21 protein-coding genes are annotated in these 19,505 nt (G+C 38.0%); 11 read left to right on the top strand and 10 right to left on the bottom strand.

Translation table 11 applies throughout. The annotated features are described in order from the left end of the window. Positions 1-19 precede the first annotated feature (19 nt). The 5 genes from AB1498_09990 to AB1498_09970 form a co-directional block, all read right to left on the bottom strand. Positions 20-907 (bottom strand): 5'-3' exonuclease H3TH domain-containing protein, encoded by an 888-nt coding sequence (locus AB1498_09990; protein ID MEW6088617.1) that lies wholly within the window; start codon positions 905-907, stop codon positions 20-22. Then, positions 879-1,973, bottom strand: coding sequence for an N-acetyl-alpha-D-glucosaminyl L-malate synthase BshA (gene bshA / locus AB1498_09985; protein MEW6088616.1), 1,095 nt, complete (start codon positions 1,971-1,973; stop codon positions 879-881). Before bshA ends, AB1498_09990 begins: the two co-directional genes overlap by 29 nt. A gap of 91 nt (positions 1,974-2,064) precedes the next feature. Continuing rightward, a complete protein-coding gene (bshB1, locus tag AB1498_09980) occupies positions 2,065-2,736 on the bottom strand; it encodes a bacillithiol biosynthesis deacetylase BshB1 (protein ID MEW6088615.1) in 672 nt (223 codons plus the stop codon). 39 nt (positions 2,737-2,775) lie between these two features. Beyond that, positions 2,776-4,185: a bacillithiol biosynthesis cysteine-adding enzyme BshC gene (gene bshC / locus AB1498_09975; GenBank protein ID MEW6088614.1), complete on the bottom strand. Its 1,410-nt coding sequence runs from the start codon at positions 4,183-4,185 to the stop codon at positions 2,776-2,778. Further along, positions 4,154-4,903 carry a polyprenol monophosphomannose synthase gene (locus AB1498_09970; GenBank protein ID MEW6088613.1) on the bottom strand — a complete coding sequence of 250 codons (750 nt, stop codon included), beginning with the start codon at positions 4,901-4,903 and terminating at the stop codon, positions 4,154-4,156. The genes bshC and AB1498_09970 overlap by 32 nt, the downstream gene beginning before the upstream one ends. A gap of 285 nt (positions 4,904-5,188) precedes the next feature. Between AB1498_09970 and AB1498_09965 the strand changes: the two genes are divergently transcribed. The 11 genes from AB1498_09965 (at position 5,189) to AB1498_09915 (ending at position 16,659) form a co-directional block, all read left to right on the top strand. Beyond that, positions 5,189-6,277, top strand: a complete 1,089-nt coding sequence (locus tag AB1498_09965) for an ATP-binding protein (protein MEW6088612.1) — start codon at positions 5,189-5,191, stop codon at positions 6,275-6,277. A gap of 89 nt (positions 6,278-6,366) precedes the next feature. Beyond that, entirely contained in the window at positions 6,367-7,545 is a 1,179-nt protein-coding gene (locus tag AB1498_09960; GenBank protein ID MEW6088611.1) for a transporter substrate-binding protein, read from the top strand. A gap of 78 nt (positions 7,546-7,623) precedes the next feature. Next, the gene (locus AB1498_09955; protein ID MEW6088610.1) at positions 7,624-7,965 is read left to right on the top strand and encodes a nitrous oxide-stimulated promoter family protein; all 342 of its coding nucleotides are present in this window, start codon (positions 7,624-7,626) and stop codon (positions 7,963-7,965) included. Between the two features lie 17 nt (positions 7,966-7,982). Then, entirely contained in the window at positions 7,983-8,654 is a 672-nt protein-coding gene (locus tag AB1498_09950) for a hypothetical protein (protein MEW6088609.1), read from the top strand. A 44-nt stretch (positions 8,655-8,698) separates the two neighbouring features. Beyond that, entirely contained in the window at positions 8,699-9,013 is a 315-nt protein-coding gene (locus AB1498_09945; GenBank protein MEW6088608.1) for a phosphoribosyl-ATP diphosphatase, read from the top strand. 84 nt (positions 9,014-9,097) lie between these two features. Further along, entirely contained in the window at positions 9,098-10,582 is a 1,485-nt protein-coding gene (gene trpE, locus AB1498_09940) for an anthranilate synthase component I (protein MEW6088607.1), read from the top strand. 2 nt (positions 10,583-10,584) lie between these two features. Next, entirely contained in the window at positions 10,585-11,163 is a 579-nt protein-coding gene (gene pabA / locus AB1498_09935) for an aminodeoxychorismate/anthranilate synthase component II (protein MEW6088606.1), read from the top strand. Between the two features lie 4 nt (positions 11,164-11,167). Further along, the gene (locus AB1498_09930) at positions 11,168-12,364 is read left to right on the top strand and encodes a pyridoxal phosphate-dependent aminotransferase (GenBank protein ID MEW6088605.1); all 1,197 of its coding nucleotides are present in this window, start codon (positions 11,168-11,170) and stop codon (positions 12,362-12,364) included. Between the two features lie 83 nt (positions 12,365-12,447). Beyond that, complete coding sequence (locus AB1498_09925; protein MEW6088604.1) at positions 12,448-13,665, top strand: homocitrate synthase family protein; 1,218 nt, start codon at positions 12,448-12,450, stop codon at positions 13,663-13,665. 99 nt (positions 13,666-13,764) lie between these two features. Beyond that, positions 13,765-15,270: an ATP-binding protein gene (locus AB1498_09920; GenBank protein ID MEW6088603.1), complete on the top strand. Its 1,506-nt coding sequence runs from the start codon at positions 13,765-13,767 to the stop codon at positions 15,268-15,270. A gap of 33 nt (positions 15,271-15,303) precedes the next feature. Further along, positions 15,304-16,659, top strand: a complete 1,356-nt coding sequence (locus AB1498_09915; GenBank protein MEW6088602.1) for a sigma-54 dependent transcriptional regulator — start codon at positions 15,304-15,306, stop codon at positions 16,657-16,659. 44 nt (positions 16,660-16,703) lie between these two features. On the opposite strand, the gene AB1498_09910 is transcribed toward AB1498_09915, so the two are convergent. The 5 genes from AB1498_09910 to AB1498_09890 all read right to left on the bottom strand — a co-directional run bounded on the left by AB1498_09910 (position 16,704) and on the right by AB1498_09890 (position 19,380). Beyond that, positions 16,704-17,435, bottom strand: coding sequence for a DUF2238 domain-containing protein (locus AB1498_09910; protein MEW6088601.1), 732 nt, complete (start codon positions 17,433-17,435; stop codon positions 16,704-16,706). A 19-nt stretch (positions 17,436-17,454) separates the two neighbouring features. Then, entirely contained in the window at positions 17,455-17,907 is a 453-nt protein-coding gene (locus AB1498_09905) for a LemA family protein (GenBank protein ID MEW6088600.1), read from the bottom strand. Beyond that, positions 17,876-18,442, bottom strand: a complete 567-nt coding sequence (locus AB1498_09900) for a GIDE domain-containing protein (GenBank protein ID MEW6088599.1) — start codon at positions 18,440-18,442, stop codon at positions 17,876-17,878. Before AB1498_09900 ends, AB1498_09905 begins: the two co-directional genes overlap by 32 nt. 32 nt (positions 18,443-18,474) lie before the next feature. Continuing rightward, a complete protein-coding gene (cysC, locus tag AB1498_09895; protein MEW6088598.1) occupies positions 18,475-19,104 on the bottom strand; it encodes an adenylyl-sulfate kinase in 630 nt (209 codons plus the stop codon). A gap of 105 nt (positions 19,105-19,209) precedes the next feature. Further along, positions 19,210-19,380 (bottom strand): hypothetical protein, encoded by a 171-nt coding sequence (locus tag AB1498_09890; protein ID MEW6088597.1) that lies wholly within the window; start codon positions 19,378-19,380, stop codon positions 19,210-19,212. Positions 19,381-19,505: the final 125 nt, after the last annotated feature.

Here is a 19,505-nt window from a genome sequence, read left to right as displayed (position 1 = left end):
ACGGGATTTTATTCCGTGCCTACGCGCCTACGATGTCTTTCAGAAAACCTTTAAATTCCAGCTCTTTAAATAATTGCTCCAGTTTTTCACGGTTAAACTCTTTTATCCTGCAATCATATATGTCAATGTCAAACGGCACGTCGGTTTTGATTACCGCAAGCCTTTTGCTTAACAAGGCATTTTCTTTATTTTCGATAATGGATTTTTTTTGTTTCTCATTTTTTATTTCGTTCGCGTTTTCAATGAGGTTTTCTATCGTTTTGAAGCGGGTTATCAGGTTCAACGCGCCTTTTTGCCCGATGCCGTCCACACCGGGAATATTGTCGGAACTGTCTCCGCAGAGCGCCAGAAAATCAGGAATATTTTCAGGCGGAACGCCCATTTTTTCTATAACAGCGTCCCTGTCATAGTATATTTTTTCCCCGCGGTCATTCAGGACTTTGATTTTGCCGTTTACCAGTTGAAGAATATCTTTGTCGGAGGATACGATCGTGACTTCCAGGGACTCTTCTGTGACATGTTTAGCGATCGTCCCGATAAGGTCGTCCGCCTCAAAACCGGGCATTTCGAAGATAGGGATATTGAATCCGTTTACCACCTCTTTGATATAAGGGATCTGGCTTTTCAGGTCATCCGGCATGGGTTTGCGGTGGATTTTATAATCATTAAATTCCTCCGCCCTCCAGGTAGGTTTAGGATGGTCAAAGGCGCAGGCTATATAATCCGGCTTTTCTTCCTTCAGGATTTTTAAAAGCATATTTGTAAAACCATATACAGCATTGGTCATTTGCCCTTTTGAATTTTTAAGGTCGTGGATCGCGTAGAACGCCCGGTAGATGTAGGAATGGGAGTCTATTAAATAAAATCTTCCTTTTATCTCAGAAAAAAGATCTGTAGTATCTTTCATATTCAGCTCCGATTTTTTCTATTGAAAAATTTTTTATCGCGTACATTCTGCCAAGGGCTCCCATTTTTTTTCTTTTTTCCGGGTGTTCCAGAAGTTCAATTGCCTTCTTAGCCATTCCTTTTATGTCGCCGACAGGCAGGAGGTAGCCTGTTTTACAATCTTTTATAACCTCGGGAAGCCCCCCCGCGTTTGAGGCGATAACCGGGACCTCGCATGCCATAGCTTCAAGCGCGGTCAAACCGAAACTTTCGTTTTCCGAGGGCAGTATCAGGATATCCGATCTTGAAAATATTTCTGTTATATTTTTCTGGTTGCCTAAAAATGTGATATGGCGAGTCAGCTTTAATTTATGAGCAAGTTCAATACATTTATGTTTATCAGGCCCGTCACCGGCCATCAAAAGGCGGGTATCTGTTTTCTGCCGGACAATATTAAAAACTTTTATTACATCCAGAGTTCTTTTTATCGGCCGGAAATTTGAAATATGCAGAATAACTTTATCATGCTTTCTATTAACGGATTTTCTTTTAAGATATTCCGGGTTAATAAAGTTGGGAATTAATTTTATATCACACTTCGAGCAAAATTTTTCTTCGGTTACTTTTTTTAAATAGCGGGAAACCGCTGTTACCCCGTCGCTTACTTCAAGGCCGAATTTGACCAATGGAAAATATCCCGGGTCAAGCCCGATCAGATGAATATCCGTTCCATGGAGCGTGGTAATAATTTTAGGTTTTCTTGATGAAATTATTTTCGCGAGATACGCGGAAATAGTATGCGGCAAAGCGTAATGGACATGAAAGAGGTCAAGTTTATAGTTTTCCGCTACTTCCTTCATCTCACTTGCTAAAGCAAAAGAGTATAGCGGGTAAGAAAATACGGGATAAGGTTTGGTTTTCACCGGATGGAAATATACATTTTCTAATCCGCTTTTCAGCCTGAAAGGTTTTTGTGATGAAATAAAATGGACATCATGCCCCTTCCGGGCCATGTACATTCCGAGCTCAGTTGCGATAGCGCCGCTCCCGCCATAAGTAGGAAAACACGCGATTCCGATTTTTAACATAAATAGGCTCCAGGGTCTAGGGTCTGGGTTCCAGGGTTTAGGGAAAATATTCACTCCTCCCTGGAGCATAGCCCCTTCACCCTATAGCGTTTTAAAGAGTCAGCGGATCTGATATTTTTAGGGGAACTTTAGAAATAAACGGTTCTCCGTATCTGGTTTGGACAAGGTGCCCGCAAAATTTGGATTTTGTTTCTATTTTTTCCAAAAAAACTTTTCTCTCTTTTATCCCGAATTGTGAACGATACGCCTTAATGGCATTCATTTTTACAGGGAATTCACTTGAAATATCAACGATGAAACTCGGCGATACAAATTCATGTAACTGATAAAAAAATACAATTTCAACCTTATAAGGAGAAAGCGGGATGTGTAAATTTTTCAATTTGGCGTAAAAACACGCTTTTTCCCCCAGGATTGAAGTTGTAACATGGTCAGGATGCGCATCGTGCCAATATGGCAGGAGTAAAATCCTTGGTTTATAAAATCTTATTTTTTCAGCGAGAATTACCCGGTTTTCTTCACAGTCTGAAACCTTCGCGTCCCCCATGTCAAGTGTTTCTCTTATGTTTAATTTTAATATCCCGGAAGCCCTGGCAGATTCTTTTTTCCTTTGTTTGGGTGTTCCGTATGTTCCGTTTTCACCCCTTGTGAGGTCGATTACACCTGTTTTATACCCAAGGGTTTTCATTTTATATAAAAATCCGCCCGCGCATATTTCCACGTCATCGGGATGCGCGCCAAAAGCTAAAATGTCAAGCTGCATAATTTCACCATTTTCTTTTTAAGTTATCCGTCTGAATTTTTATAGATAAATTAAATAATGTATTCCGAATATTTTGTCATTGGAAGAAAATACCCGCACCAATTCATCTATAAATTTCACATCATATTTTACCAGAAATTGCAATATATTCAACCTTCTTTCCTGAAGAACCTGCTGCGGGAATAAATAATTGAAAATAATTTTTAATTCAGGCTTTTGCCTGACCATCAGACTTATTTTTTTATCCAGCCTGTTGTTAAAGTCAAAAAAGGATAATTTGCAGCTTGACATTAATTCTGATACAAGTGAGGGGATTAGTGTCGCGCCAAGCCGGGGGAAAACCATCGGCATACTAATTTTATGAAAGTCATATAGTTCTTTTAATTGGGCCCAGTAGGCTGTTTCATTGGGGCCGGCAACATAAATGGAACTTCTTAACAGAAAATCCTGCGCGATCGGCCTTAAAGCGACATTAGGGCTGAATATGCCCGGATTTTCTTCCAGGATGCAAAGAAGTTTTTCTTTGGAATATGTTGTCTTTCCCGTTTTATAATGCCCGGGATAAAAATTTAATTTTTCTCTTTTTCCGTTTTCTTCAAGGAAAACAAGGGTGGAGTTGGGAAATATATTAAGGCTGGGGATATATCCTTCTTCAGTTAATTTATCACAGGCCTTTTTAACCAGGGAAGGAGAAATAGAAGGATTTTGTATTTCTTTTTGAAAAATAGGTTTTAGAAACTTTTGGACAACAGCCTGCTGCGGGTCTATTAACACAAGCCCGTATTTTGAGAAAAGAAAACTCATTAAAGATGCAAAAAATTCAACGAAATTGGTGTTTTCCTGCAGTATGTCCCGGAAATGACTGAAAATTCCCTCTTTTTTCTCTCCGTCAATATCGTTTTTAATATTTGAAATAAATTTATTTATATCTTGAAGGTTGACTGCGATTTTAGAAAAGGATGCCCCTGTTTTTTCTTTTGGCAAAGGAAAATTCAGGTCTTTTAGTTTATTTTCCCTGTTTATATAAAAAAAAGAAGAAATACCCGCGATATTACTGTCTGAAGATTCAATCCAGAATACAGGGATGAATTTTTTGCCTGTTTTTTTTGTTAAGGTATCAGCAAGAATAACAGCCGTAATAGTTTTATAAATGGTATAAAGAGGTCCGATAAAAGGACCCGGCTGCTGGCCGGTAGAGACTATGGAGGTAGTTTTATCTTTTAGCAGGAGTAAATTATTTAGTGTTTTTTCGCCGCAGTAAAATTTTTTGTTATATTCCATAAGGTGTTCAATAAGCGCATTATCGCGGGGAACATTGTTTTCAGGAAGAGCTTCAAAGGAGGGACGGCAGCCGAAGAAATCTTTTAGTTTTGGAAAACAATTTATATAATCGTTAAAAATTTTATTGGTGTAGATATCAGTTTGGTTTATTATCTCGAACCTTTTCATTATTATGGCTTTTAAAAATTGACCCAATTCGGAGCTTCCACACTAAAAAAAAGGCCTCCCACATAATCTTCTGTGACATTTTGGACGTGCCGGAATGGCGGTCTACAAATATAATAGGAATTTCTCCGATTCTATATCCAAGTTCCTGTGCGCGGAAATTCATTTCTATCTGGAAAGCATACCCGTCAGATTTAACTTTGTCCAAGTCTATATTTTCCAGAACTTCACGGCGGAAACATTTAAAACCGCCGGTGCAGTCATGTATTTTCAGCCCGGTAATTAATCTGATATAATTATTAGCTGTAAGGCTTATAATAAGCCTTTTTATCGGCCAGTTAATAACACTGACCATGCCGTTAAGATAGCGGGAACCGATAACAAGGTCGTAATTTTTAATCTCTTTTAAAAACTCGGGTATTTTTTCAGGGTTATGCGAAAAATCCGCATCCATTTCTATTACATAGTCGGGTTTTTGTTTTATTGCATAATGGAAACCTTCGATGTATGCACGGCCGAGCCCTTGTTTTTTAGGACGGTGAATTACCGATACCTGCGGATATTGTTTGGCAAGGTCATCGGCAATTTTTCCTGTCCCGTCAGGGGAGTTGTCGTCAACAACCAGAATGCCAAGATTGAGATTGAAACTTAGGATTTTTTTTATAAGAGAAACTATATTACTGGCTTCATTATAAGTAGGAATAACAACAATTGCGGTCATTTATCAGTTTTTTTCCAATTTTTTATTGATTGGATTATTTGTAACACAATAGCAACAAATAATGTAACCGTGGAGGCTATAAGAAAAAGCCAGTTGAAAATATCATTCCATGTTATTGGAACACCTAATATTACGAATACTCTTTCTGTTAAGTTCATTTTTGGTATTTCCTCTTGAAGGGTTATTTTACCAAAAAAATATAAATTGTCAAATTAATTGTTTATTGTTGTCAAAGCCTCCTGAAATTTCTTGAATAAAAATAAAAATATGTTATGATAATTTTTAATGAAAAAACGAGTTGAAAAAGAGGATAAATTAAAAGATTATCTTACCGGGTTTATCCGCTATTACCCCGATGCGATGATTACTGTAAGCGAGCTGGGAGAAATTTTATCGTGGAACAAGGTGGCGGAAAAACTTACAGGTTTGGATTTAGAAGAGCAAAAAGGGACTGATGTTTCAGCCCTTTTTTCCGACCCGATACAAATAAAAGATTTTCTGATTGAAATACAGGGCAGAAAAGAATTAAAGCACCGGGAAGCCGCGATAATTAACATAAATAGCGAACGTATTCCGATAACAATTTCTTTTACAAGGTTAGACAGCAAAGAAAAAGGGCTGCCGCGGATACTTATTACTTTTCGTGACACAAGCGAATTAATGGAAGTCAAAAAGAGGCTTCTGGAAACAGAAAGGCTGTCAGCCATGGGTACCATTGCAGGCTGTGTGGCCCATGAAATACGAAATCCCTTGAACTCGCTTTTTTTAAATACAGATCTTTTAGAAGATGAAATTAAAAGAATCATAAAAGAATTTACGCCGAAACTGGAGCATAGGCTTGGCATAATACACAAGGAAATAGACCGGCTGAATGATATCGTAGATGATTATTTATCATTATCAAAACTTTCTGCAACCGATCTTACTCTCACAAATGTCAATCGTTTGATAAAAGACAGCCTTGACAGCCTTAATAAATTAATTTTTAGTAAAAAGATAAAGATAGATGAAAAATTAACGAAGGGTGTCCCTGAAGTTTCTGTCGATTATGAACAGATGAGACGGGCATTAATAAATATTATCAAAAATTCTGTCCAGGCCCTGCCTGAACAGGGATATTTAAGATTAACAACATCGTTTAATGAAGACCATATCAATATAGAGATTTTTGATAAAGGGGAAGGGATACCGGAAGAGGAAATGCTTAATCTTTTTACACCGTTTTATTCATCCAAAAGGGGAGGGACCGGACTTGGGCTTTATCTGACACGGGAAATTATCAATGTCCATAACGGTTTGATAGAAATAGACAGTGAAGAAAAAAAATGGACAAAAGTAAACATATTTTTGCCAATTGAAGAGGTTAATCTATAATTTTTTTTACTTGACAAATTCAATATTTTTAAATATAATATATTTATACTGAAATAATAATCCTACCTGCAATTTATGTTTTAAAGAAAATGAAAAATAAAAATAGACCTATATTTATTTTTATTGGAATATTTCTTATCAATATTACTTTGTTCATGGAAGTGTCAAATGCAAGATATTCAGCGCTGGAAAAAACAAAACCAATTAAAATCGGCATATTTTACATGAAGACTGAAAGAATACCCGCCAATAAAAAAACTGTTATTAGTTCAGTTATGCTTGGAATAGACGAAATTAACGAAGAAGGCGGAGTGTTGAAAAGAAAAATTGAGCCGGTTATTGTTGAACTCGAAAATGATTTGTCATCGGCGGCTGAACAAGTAAAAAGAATAATAACCGAAGAAAAGGTCAGTGTTGTATTTTGCAGCGGTAATTCCAGCGTCTGTGAAATTGTAAAACCCATTTTTGAAAAATATAAAAGTATCCTGTTTTGTTCCTGTAAATCTGAAGGATTTGAAAAACATCCGAATATCATTTTTACCGGCACGATGCCGAACCAGCAGATTATTCCTGTTGTCAAGTGGTGCTTTGAAAACCGGAAGGAAAAGTTTTTCCTTATTGGTTCAGACACATCTTATTCAAAAATATTTAATTTAATTATTAAGAACAATATTAATGAACTGAAAGGCGAAGTTGTAGGTGAAGCGTATATCCCGTCAGGGAGCGGCAATTTTGACGAGGCAATGCAAAAAATAATTCAAACTAAACCCGATGTTATTCTGAATACGATTTTGGGAGAAAGTAATGTTTATTTTTTTATTAACCTGAGGGCAAAAAAAATCAAGCCGGAATCAGTTCCCGTTATGTCATTCAATATTACTGAGGATGAATTTAAACATTTGTATGCCGAGGAGGTATATGGAAATTATCTTGTAAAGAGTTATTTCCAGAATATAGACTCAGAGGAAAACAGAAAATTTATCAAAAAGTTAAACAGGAAATACGGCCTGTCCCAAATAACTGATGACGCAGTAGAAGCCGGATATTTTGGAGTATATCTATGGAAACAAACTGTAGAAGATGCGGAAACAGACAATGCTGAAGAAGTCATGCGCTTTATAGTCGGGCAGAACCTGAATGCGCCGGAAGGCATGGTTTGCGTAAATGTTGGGAACCAGCACACATGGAAAACAATAAGAATAGGCAAGATAGAAAAAGACAAACAATTCGAAATAATATGGAGTTCAGATTCGCCTCTCCAGCCGTGATATAATCCTCCGGTAAAACTTCCTGCCGATCAATTGATAAAAGTCCTTTACCTTAAATTATGATATACTACGCTTAATATGCTATACAAACATCCAAGGCTGAAAAGAGAAAGAAAAACCTTAAAAATTACAATTGAAATGTATTGCAAGGGTAATCATAAGGTGCAAAGCGGGATTTGCCCCGCCTGCAGTGAACTCATGGAATACTCTTTGCTTAGGCTTGATAAATGCCCTTATCAGGAAGGAAAAACAACCTGCGCGAATTGCCCGACGCATTGCTATAAAAAAGATATGAGAGAAAAAATCCGCGATGTAATGAGATACGCTGGTCCCAGGATGACGTCAAAACACCCGATTCTTGCGTTTTTTCATTTTATTGACGGCATGAAGAAAAAGCCTTCTTTGGCCGGTGGATCATAATTCGATCGGAGGTTAGAATGTTATTAACGGCAGTTATATCATTGCTCATATTATCAGTTATATTTTTTCTGTCCCTGTTGTTATTTATCAGGTTTTCTCCCAAAGAAGAGGGGAAAAAAGAATCGGTTTTCCGGTATAATTCCATATTTATTTTTTTAAGTATTTTGCTTTGCGCGGTTTATTCTTATTATTCGATTAAAAGTTATATGGATTCGGGAGAAACGGGTAAATGGCTGGCTGTCTCAATAATGGGTTCGCTTCTTATATCTTCGATATGCCTGGCTGGCGGGCATTTTATCAGGTTGATTATTTTCAGAAAGGCGTATCCGGGCCTTTCAGCTTTACTTTTACTGGCGCCTCCTATGATAAGCTTTTTATTATTGGCCGTGCATTTCATACGTGAAGGCAACACATTATTTGCCTCAATCATTTTTGTTTTATTATTTCCTCTTATTATAGTTTCAGAGCCTCAAATCGCGAAAGCGGCGCAGGCGGCTTTGATACTTGCCGCTCTGGAATGGGTCCGCGCGGGTTATGCGCTGGTTGCCTTTCGCATACAGAATAATGAGCCGTGGATAAGGGTCATTATTATTTTCTCGGGAGTGATATGTTTCACCCTTTTGTCGGCGCTTCTATTTTACGCGAAACCTTTAAAGAAAAGATACGGGATTAAAAGAGCGGATCCATAGGATTTATTGACTTTTAAAGCTTTGGATGTTAGAATATTTAAAAAATGAGAAAAGATAAATCGGATATTTTAAATGAGATCTATCGGGTAGTTCTTGATAGAAAAAAGACAAAGAAAAAAGGCTCTTATACCGCAAGCCTTTTTAAGGAAGGCAAGACAAAGATCCTTAAAAAGGTAGCTGAAGAGACCGCGGAAATTATTTTAGCGTCGCGGGACGAAAAAAAAGAAGAAATTATCCATGAAGCAGCCGACATATGGTTTCATTTGCTTGTATTGCTCGGGTATCATGGAATTACACCTGATGAGGTTTATGCGGAGCTAAAAAAAAGGCAAAAGTCAAAAGTCAAAAAGCAGAAGTGAAGTGTGCACTGAGTAAAATTTATTATCGCGGAGTGATACCGCAATTTTGAAATTTTTATTTTAACTTTTTAATTCGAGGTTTACGTGTATTATCCGTCATTAGAAGAATTTAAAGAAAAGGCCAAAGAGGGGAATCTTATCCCTGTTTACAAGGAAATACTGGCAGACCTTGAAACTCCGGTATCGGCCTTTTTGAAAATTGATAAATCAAAATATTCATTCCTTTTGGAAAGTGTTGAGGGAGGGGAAACAGTCGGCCGATATTCCTTTCTGGGGAGTGACCCGTCGGTAATTATCCGGTCAAAGGGCAGGAAAATCGAGATTATACGCGGCGGGGAAACCGAAACAAAAGAATTCGTTGATCCTTTATATGCACTTAGAGAAATTTTGCGGCAATACCAGCCTGTACGGATTAAAGGACTCCCGAGGTTTCACGGCGGACTGGTAGGGTACCTGGGATATGAGTTCATCCATTTTTTTGAAAATATCCCGAGACCCAAAAAAGATAATCTTTGCCTGCCGGAATCTCTTTTCCTTTTAACAGACACTATCCTGGTTTTTGATCATATTAAACATACGATAAAAGTGGTTTCGAACGCTTTTATTATGCCTGAGAAACCGTTAGAGGAATGTTACAAGGAAACAACCTCGAAAATCGAGGAGAAAATCTTGCAGTTAAACAGCAATCTGTCGTCCAGGAAAGCAAAGAAAAAAGAAGTTTCATCCATGGAAAGAGACGGTGTTTCTTCCAATATCGATAAAAGAAGGTTTAAAGAGATGGTGGATAGGGCAAAAGATTATATCCGGGCCGGGGACATTTTCCAGGTTGTTTTATCACAGCGGTTCCAGACGAAAATCAGCCAGAGCCCCTTTGGTATTTATAGAAGTTTACGTATCGTTAACCCCTCACCCTACATGTTTTACCTGAAAATGGATAAGTTCCATTTAGTCGGCTCGTCACCGGAAGTTTTTGTGCGCAAGGAAGACAAAAAAATAGAATTAAGGCCGATTGCCGGGACAAGGCCCCGGGGTATTACGCCGGAGGAGGATGAAAAATTAATTGAAGAATTAAAAAAGGACCCGAAAGAACTTGCGGAACACACAATGCTTCTTGACCTTGGAAGGAATGACCTGGGACGAGTGGCAAAATTCGAAACAATCAAGGTCCCGGAGATGATGGTTATTGAAAAATATTCTCATGTAATCCATATCGTGTCCGATGTCGTAGGCGAACTTTTGCCGGGAAAGGACCAGTTCGATCTTATTCGCGCCACTTTCCCGGCCGGGACTGTTTCAGGCGCTCCTAAAGTGCGCGCGATGGAGATTATATCCGAACTGGAAAGGGAGGAAAGAGGGCCTTACGCGGGAATGGTCGGGTATTTCAGTTTTTCCGGTAACCTGGATTCCTGCATAACAATCAGGACGATTTTAATCAAAGGCAAAAGCGCGTATATCCAGGCCGGCGCAGGGATAGTGGCTGATTCCGACCCCGAAAAAGAATACCAGGAAAGCGTAAATAAAGCAAAGGGTATGATAAAAGCTATAGAAATGGCAGAGGGGGGCGGATAAATATGTTATTAATGATAGATAATTATGATTCTTTTACTTATAATTTAGTGCAGTACCTTGGAGAACTTGGCGAGGATGTAAAGGTTTTCAGGAATGATAAAATAACAACGCCGGAGATCGAAAGCCTGAAACCAGACAGGATCGTTATTTCCCCCGGACCCTGTACACCAAAAGAAGCCGGGATTTCAAATGATGTCATAAAAACATTCGCGGGCAGGATCCCGATTCTGGGAGTTTGCCTGGGGCATCAGTGTATCGGTTATTGCTTTGGCGGGCAGGTGGTGTTGGCTGAACGGTTGATGCATGGAAAAACGTCATTGATTCACCATGATGGAAAGACAATTTTTGAAGGTTTGGAAAACCCTTTTACGGCGACCCGGTATCATTCATTGATTGTAAAAAGGGAAACCCTTCCCGGTCATTTTGAAATTTCCGCGTGGACAAAAGAAGGTGAAATCATGGGTATAAGGCATAAGGAAATTCCATACCTTGAAGGTGTCCAGTTTCACCCTGAATCGATTTTAACCACAGAAGGTAAAAAACTTTTAAAGAATTTTATAAAAATGAAAAAGGAGACATAGAAAGATGGAAATATCGAAACGGGCGCAAAACATCAGCCCTTCGCCGACATTGGCAATAGACAGCCTGGCAAAAAAGATGAAAGCGGAAGGTAAAGATATTATAAGTTTCGGCGCGGGAGAGCCGGATTTTGACACTCCGCAAAATATCAAAGATAAAGCCGTTTCTGCCATCCAGTCCGGTTTTACAAAATACACACCGGTCGGGGGGACAGACGAGTTGAAAGACGCCATTATTAGAAAATTTCAAAGGGACAATAATTTAACTTACACAAAAAAGGAGATTATTGTGTCTTGCGGTGCGAAACACTCGCTCTATAATATCTTCCAGGCGATTTTAAACCCGGGAGACAAGGTTATTATTCCTGCGCCATACTGGGTCAGCTATACGGAAATGGTAAAAATGGCAGGCGGTAAACCTGTTATTGTTCAGACAAAAGAAAAAGACGGTTTTAAAATCACGCCGGAAACGCTGAAAAAGAAAGCTGGAACAAATGTCAAGGCGTTAATTATAAACAGCCCTTCTAATCCTACGGGAATGATTTATACGAAAGAAGAACTTCAGGCAATAACAGATGTGGTTTTAGAAAAAGGAATCATAGTTATTTCGGATGAGATATATGAAAAAACAATTTATGATAATAATATGTTTGTAAGCATAGCGAGCCTCGGTGATGAAATTAAGAAAAATACGATTGTTGTAAACGGTGTGTCAAAAACATACGCGATGACCGGGTGGCGCATAGGTTATGCCGCGGGCGATGAAAATATAATAAAGGCGGTCAATAATATCCAGAGCCATTCCACCTCCAACCCCGCGTCTATTTCGCAGAAGGCGGCGGTTGAGGCCTTAAACGGCCCGCAGGAAGAAGTTAATAAAATGGTAAATGAATTCTCCGAGCGTAGAAAAAATATGGTTAAAAGGTTAAATAAAATAAAAGGTATTTCCTGCAAAATGCCCCATGGGGCGTTTTATGTTTTCCCGCGGATAAAAAAATTACTTGGCAGAAACTTTAAAAACAGGGAGATTAAATCATCCCTGGATTTATCTTCCTACCTCCTTGAAGAGATGAATGTCGCGGTGGTCCCGGGAATCGCGTTTGGCAATGATAATTATATCCGTCTTTCATACGCGGCATCAATGGAAAATATTCAGAAGGGATTGGACAGAATTGAAGAAGGGATTGGGAAGCTATTGTTATAAAGTTGTAAAGTTGAAAGTTATCTGTCTGAGACGGACAAACATTAAAAACTTTATAACATTAAACATATTTAAAGGGGATATTTATGTCAAAACATAAAAAAATGCAGAGGTCGACTGTTAATCTAAGCAAAATGGCGAAAAGGGTAAAAATCGGGGACACAACTCTTCGTGACGGAGAGCAGACTTATGGGATTGTATTTTCAAACAGGGAAAAAATCACAATCGCGCAATATTTAAATGATTTGGGCGTTGACATGATTGAACTTGGGTTCCCGTCCCAGCAGGGATATGAAAGGCAATATGTGAAGGAATTAATCCGCCGGAAAAAAATGGGAATGATAAAAAGCCTGCTGATGGGATGGCACCGCCCTGTATTACATGAAATAAAGGATTCAATTGACCTGGGTGTGGACTCAATTTGTATTTCAATGCCGACTTCGGACATTATGATTAGGAAAAAACTTCATAAAGAAAAACCGTGGGTAATAGAAACCGAGGTCAAAGCTGTGAAATACGCGAAAGAATTCGGGCTTTATGTATCAGCGAATGCAGAAGACGCTTCACGGTCAGACCATGAATTTGTAAAAGAATACGTGCACGCGGTAAAAGAAGCGGGAGCGGACCGGTTTCGTTTCTGCGATACGCTGGGTTTCATCGATCCTTTTGAAACATACAGAAGGATTAAGGATTATCTGGATATGGAAATTGATGTTGAGATGCATACACATGACGATTTGGGAATGGCTGTGGCGAATTCGCTCGCCGGTGTGCGTGCCGCGGAAGAATATCCGGACAGGACAGTATGGATTGCCACGACAGTTAACGGTTTTGGAGAACGGGCGGGTAACGCGGCGCTTGAAGAAGTTATAATGGCGTTGAAAATTTCCCTGAATATTGATTTAGGCTATAAAACGGAAATGTTCCGGGAAGTTTGCGAATATGTTGCGAAGGCTGCCGGCCGCTATATTCCTGAGTGGAAACCGATTGTGGGTGAAAATATTTTCAGGCATACATCGGGGATCCACGCGGACGGGGTAGTCAAAGACCCTGAGAATTATGAAATAATGCTCCCTGAGGAAGTCGGCCTTAAAGAAAGGAAAATCGGCGTCAGCAAGCATTCGGGGACCGCTGCCGTTGTTCACAAATATGAAACACTTGGAATAAAAATCAGCGAGGAAGAAGCGCCGCTTTTACTGGCAGAACTCCGTGATGAGGCAGTTGAATTAAAAAGGATGCCCGATGACAAGGAACTAACTGATATATACCGGGAGTTTAAAGAGACCTTTATTACGAAGAGATAATGAATAAGTGAATAGTGAACAGTGAATAGTGAATAGAAAAATAAGTTTAATAAATTCCTGCGATTCACGGTTCACGAACAACGATTCACGAACCAGGGTATGGATAAAATTTTTGCATTCTTTGCAAGCATAGAGGGAGAACTTTTTTACAATTCGCATTATTTAGTCGCGGTTGTGATAGTTCTTTTTATGCTGTGTTATGAATGGAAACGGGCAAGAGAAAAAGAAGCGCTATATTTAATCATAGCCTTCAGCCTGATGCTTGCAAGGTTAATATTTATTCATTTTCTTCTTGTCAGGGCGCATTTTTTTTCTATTCCGCATCCAAAACCGCTTTTCCCGATTATCGACTTCTGGTTTAACACGCTTTCCCTGATTTTTCTTGCCTGGGCATTTTTATTTCCATATGCTAAAGAAAAAACCTGGTTTAAAAAATATTTTTATTTAAATATTGCCACACTGTTTTTATACCCCTTTATTCATGTTATTTTGATAAAAGCAAGTTTGAACTATCTCTCCGGGTTCGGTTTAAGCCCTATGATCCCGGGAAGCCGGTTCCTGTTTATTGATGAGGTTGTCTATAGCGTGTGGCAATTTGGCATTATAGCTTTTACTATTCTTTACCTGCGCCCCAGGGAATCCCCAAGCATATTAATAAAAATATTTCTGGGGCTTATCCTTACAATTCAATTCGCGCATTTAATTAATCTTTTCTCGGAAGAAAGGAATTCTTTTTTAATAAATATAGAGAGAATTTTACCGATTACAGCCGCTTTCACGCTTATCCTCGCAATTTACCATAACATACTGCTTAGACTCAAACAGACCCAAATGGAAATTGAGAGCTGGAACCGCAAACTGGAGGAAAAAGTCAATGAAAGAACGCTGGAACTGGAGAAACGGAACAAGCAACTGGCCCGGGCTGAACATCTTGCAAGGCTTGGAAATCTCGCGGCGGGATTGGCGCATGAAATAAAAAATCCGCTTAATTCGATAGGGTTAAACCTTGAGCTTTTAAAAAGATATTTGGAAAAAAGCGGGCTGAAAGAAAAAGATGAAATGCAGGATATTATCCGTCTCGTCAACAGCGAAGTTTTAAGGCTGGATTCCTTAATCCAGGAATTTCTTATGTTCGCGAGGCCGCAAAAGATAAAAGCAAAAGAGTTAGACATCAAACAATTTACCCGGCAGGTATTAACTTTAATCCAGGCCGAGGCCGATAAAAAGAATATCTGTATTATCAGCCGGTTTCCGCAGGAAAAAATAACAGCGTTTTTTGATGAATCATTAATGAAGCAGGTCCTGCTGAATATAATTATTAACGCATTTCATTCTATGGAAAACGGCGGAGAATTAAAAGTTATTATATATAGGTCAGATGAAAAAGATTTTATTACTATTCAGGTTTCTGATACCGGGCATGGCATAAAAGATGAAATAATTAACCAGATATTCGAACCTTTCTTCAGCACTAAAGAAAATGGCTCCGGCCTCGGGCTTTCAATCGCCCAGAGAATTATTGAAGAACATGGCGGGCAGATAACCGTTAAAAGCATCTTGGATAAGGGAACCAGTTTTTTCATTAAACTGCCGGTAAAAACGTAAACGCATATACACACAATCTTGAGGTAATGTAATATGTTAAAGGATATGATACTTGTTGTTGATGATGAAAAAAACACAAGAGATTCTTTAGTAAAGATTTTAACACAGGAAGGATATTCGGTAGATTCCGCGAAAAGTACCGAGGACGCGCTTAAAATATTAAAAGAAAACCAGGCAAGTCTTGTAATAACCGATTTGCGTCTGCCGGGCAGCGATGGTTTATATCTTTTCAGGAAAATAAAAAAGGAATATCCTGATACTGAAGTAATTCTTATGACCGCTTACGGTACAGTTGAGTCCGCGGTTGAAGCAATGAAAGAGGGTGTCTATGACTATTTGACCAAGCCAATAAACATTGATGAATTGATTTTAGTCATACACAAGATATTCCAGAATAAAAAAATAGAAGAAGAAAATAAAAATTTAAAAGAAAGATTAAAAAATAAAATTTATTCCCATAAAATAATCTGGAAATGCGAAAAAATGAAAGAGGTTTATGAATTAATAAAACAGGTGGCCGGATCCAGGTCTACGGTTCTTATCCAGGGTGAAAGCGGCACGGGAAAGGAACTTGTTGCGAATGAAATCCACTATTCCAGCAACAGGAGCGCTAATCCTTTTGTAAAGATAAGCTGTGCTGCCATACCGGAAGGATTATTGGAAAGCGAACTTTTCGGGCATGAAAAAGGTTCGTTTACAAGCGCTTATGACCGGAAAAAAGGGCTCTTTGAACAGGCGCATACAGGTACAATTTTTCTTGATGAAATAAGCGAGATGTCCCTTCCTTTGCAGGCAAAGCTCCTTCGGGTCCTTGAGGAAAAAGAGTTTCAGCGCGTCGGCGGGCATGAGCCGATTAAAGTGGATGTCAGGGTGATATCCGCGACCAATAAAGATCTATCTTTGTCAGTTAAAGAAGGAAAATTCCGTGAGGACCTTTTTTACAGGCTGAATGTCGTAAATATCTTTCTTCCCCCGCTGCGTGAACGGCAGGGCGATCTGTCTCTGCTTGTGGAATATTTTCTGGATGAGCTCGGGAAAGAAACTAACAGGAAAATTGAAGGAATTTCAGTGAAAGTCATGGAAATTTTGGAAAATCATAATTGGCCCGGGAACATCAGGGAGTTAAAAAACTGTTTGGAGAGCGCGGTTGTGAGAAGTTCCGGTAAAATCATGGAGGTTGATAATCTGCCGTCATATCTTAGAAAAGATACAAATACTTCCATTAAAGATTCAAAACAGGAAAACTTATTGTCTCTTGATGAAATAGAAAAAAAGACAATTGTCCATACCCTGAAATTAGTCGATGGTAATAAAAGCAAGGCCTCTCAAATTCTCGGCATCGGATTAAAGACTTTATATAGAAAATTAAAAAAGTATGGGATGGAGTGAAAAAGATAAGGCGCCTGCGGAAACAGAACTGGTGTAACAGAGTACTATTTTTTCTTCAATATGTGTTTAATCTCTTCCTCGCCCAGTGGTTCGGGATGTTTTACTTTCAGACTCTGTATCCATTCTTTTGTAAAATCACGTTTGAGGTAACTGTTTATTAAAAGCGTTATAGCCATTGTGATTAAGGCGCCTGTGCTTGCAAGTAGCATATCCTTGTGAGCGTCCCACACATCCCCCTGTGTTCCAAGATACGCGGCACCGAGTTCGCCGCCGAAAAATTCTGCGGCGGTCCATTCTATCAATTCATATATCATGGATGTGGACATTGTAATATCGAGCGGGAGAAAATAACCCCAGAAACCTTTAACATCTGCTATCCTTAAAAACATCTCTCTCAAGGGATATGCCAGTAAAAGGCCGTAGGAAAAATGCACAAGGCGGTCAAAATTATTTCGCTCCCAGCCCAAAATACTGTTTAAAGTCCTTCCAAAAACACTTTCAAAAAATGAGTCATAAGGCACTAAAGAATAAGTATAATGGGCTCCAATTTCATGCAGAAACAAGAATACAAAAATCAATGTGTAGGATATTTTTGAGAGAGGAAATTTTTTATAGGTTTTGAAAAGAAACCCTATAAATATCAAAACTAAAAAGTTTTCAAGCAACCAGTCCCTGCGGTCATAAGGATTTACCGCGAGGACGATAAATTCAATAAATAAGATCGCGCCCAAAATCAGTAAATATTTTTTGCGGGAATTGAAAGTTTTTGATTTCATTTAATATTTCTCCTTCACTTTATTTAGGTAAATTTATATTTAATTTAACATCTTTTTTTTCTTCTTCTGAAACCTTATACATTTCCTTTTCCTTTAGCCCCATTAGACCAGCGATTATTATATCCGGCAGTTCATGTATGCGGATATTATATAAATTAACGCTGTCATTATATAATTCTCGTCTGTCAGTTATTTCATTCTCAAGAGAACTTATCCGGGTTTGCAGCTGCAAAATGCTGGTATTAGATTTCAATTCCGGATATGCTTCACCGATAGCAAAAATTTTTCCTAAATATTTTGTAAGTTCATTTTCTTTATTTGCCTTATCAGCAATGCTTGTTGTATGCATGGCTTCAGTACGTAAAGCAATTATTTTTTTCAATGTTGAGCGTTCATATTGAGCATATTGTTCGCATATTTTAATTAATTTTGGAATTTCATCATACCGCTTTCTTCGCTGTTCCAAGAACATAAATTAAATCACCTTCAAAAATATTCCATTCCTTAAAACGCATTTTATAATTTGGGTTAAACAAAAATAATTTATTTTTATATTTTATATTATTCCTTTCCATTAAAGTAATTAGATTAGGAGGAAAATTTTTATTTGTTTCTAAATTAAAATCTATTTCACGAAAATTTATTTCTGCAGTTCTTGGATCTATCAGAACCTTACCAGTTTCATCCTGAATATAAAAGGGGATATCATAACTACCGCCTTCAACAACTTTAGCCCAACTATGACTTTTCCCTCTTCTTTCCCATCTTTCAATAGAATATTTACAAAAAACACAATCTTTTCCGCTTAAAGGTCCTTGTAAAGGTTTATTTCTTGCTTCTGCTTTCCCGCTCAGCTCTACAAGCCCGAGAGCCAAAGAACGTATTTTAGAAGTCGGAATATTTTCCATCATTCTTTTTTTCATTTTTTTTAAGCCGTCAAAAAAGGAATATATACCTGCGATAGACGCCCCTATAATAAGCATTATTAGTTCAAAATAGTATTTCATCTTTTATTATACCTTATACCAATGTATTGCATTTAAGTCGCTGAGTTTTGCAGGTTGTCCAATACTCTAACACTATTAAGGTAATGTAAGATAGTTTTAACACATTCTTTCTGGGATAACTTTGATGTATCCAGAACAATTTCTGGATTTAATGGTGCTTCATATGGCGCGGAGATACCCGTAAACTCCTTAATTAAACCATCTTTTGCTTTTTTATAAAAACCTTTTGGGTCGCGCTTCTCTAGTTCACTCAGGGGGCATTTAAGATATATTTCAATAAATTTTGAATTTTTTAACATAAAACGGACATTATCGCGGTCGGCACTATATGGTGAAATGAAAGCAGTAATGGTTAATATACCTGTTTCAACAAAAAGCTTAGCAACCTCTCCAATCCGCCGAATGTTTTCATATCTATCCTTCTGAGAAAACCCCAGGTCTTTATTCAAACCATGCCTGATATTGTCGCCATCCATAACAATAGTCAAATAATCTTGCTTATAAAGTTCTTTTTCAAGACTGTTAGCAATGGTTGATTTCCCCGAAGCAGGAAGACCTGTAAACCATATCAGGGCGCCTTTCTGGTTAAGCAATATTTCCTTGTCTTCTCTTGTAATATGTGTTTTATGCCGTTTGATATGCCTGGTTTTTTGAATTGACATCTTTTTGTTCACATTTATTTAAAATATAATTAAACAGCAAACTACGATTTAGCTAGGTAATGTAAATTTTTATAAGTTACCTTATATTTATTAATACAATAGAATTTATTTCCTTCGATATGTTGTTATTTCGTCAATAAAAATTTTTAGATTTTTAAGATTTTCTATTTTTTGTTTTCTGTCAGCATTTTTTTCTTTTGTAAGCTTAAAAACTAATTTTCTGAACTCTTTTGCCTTTTTATGTGAAAATTCCATTCTTATATCTGGATCTCCCATTGGACTGCACCCCTAAAACTGTAATTATATGTTAGACTATTGATAGGACCTAAAGCCCAAAACGGGCAGAAAGGAACCTATCATGAAACCGAAACGAACCTTTACCAACGAATTTAAACGCCAAA

Source organism: bacterium (genome assembly GCA_040754625.1).
Taxonomy (GTDB): Bacteria; JACRDZ01; JAQUKH01; order JAQUKH01; family JAQUKH01; genus JAQUKH01.
Note: the sequence above shows the minus strand (reverse complement) of the source record. Positions and strands in the feature narration are given on the sequence as shown.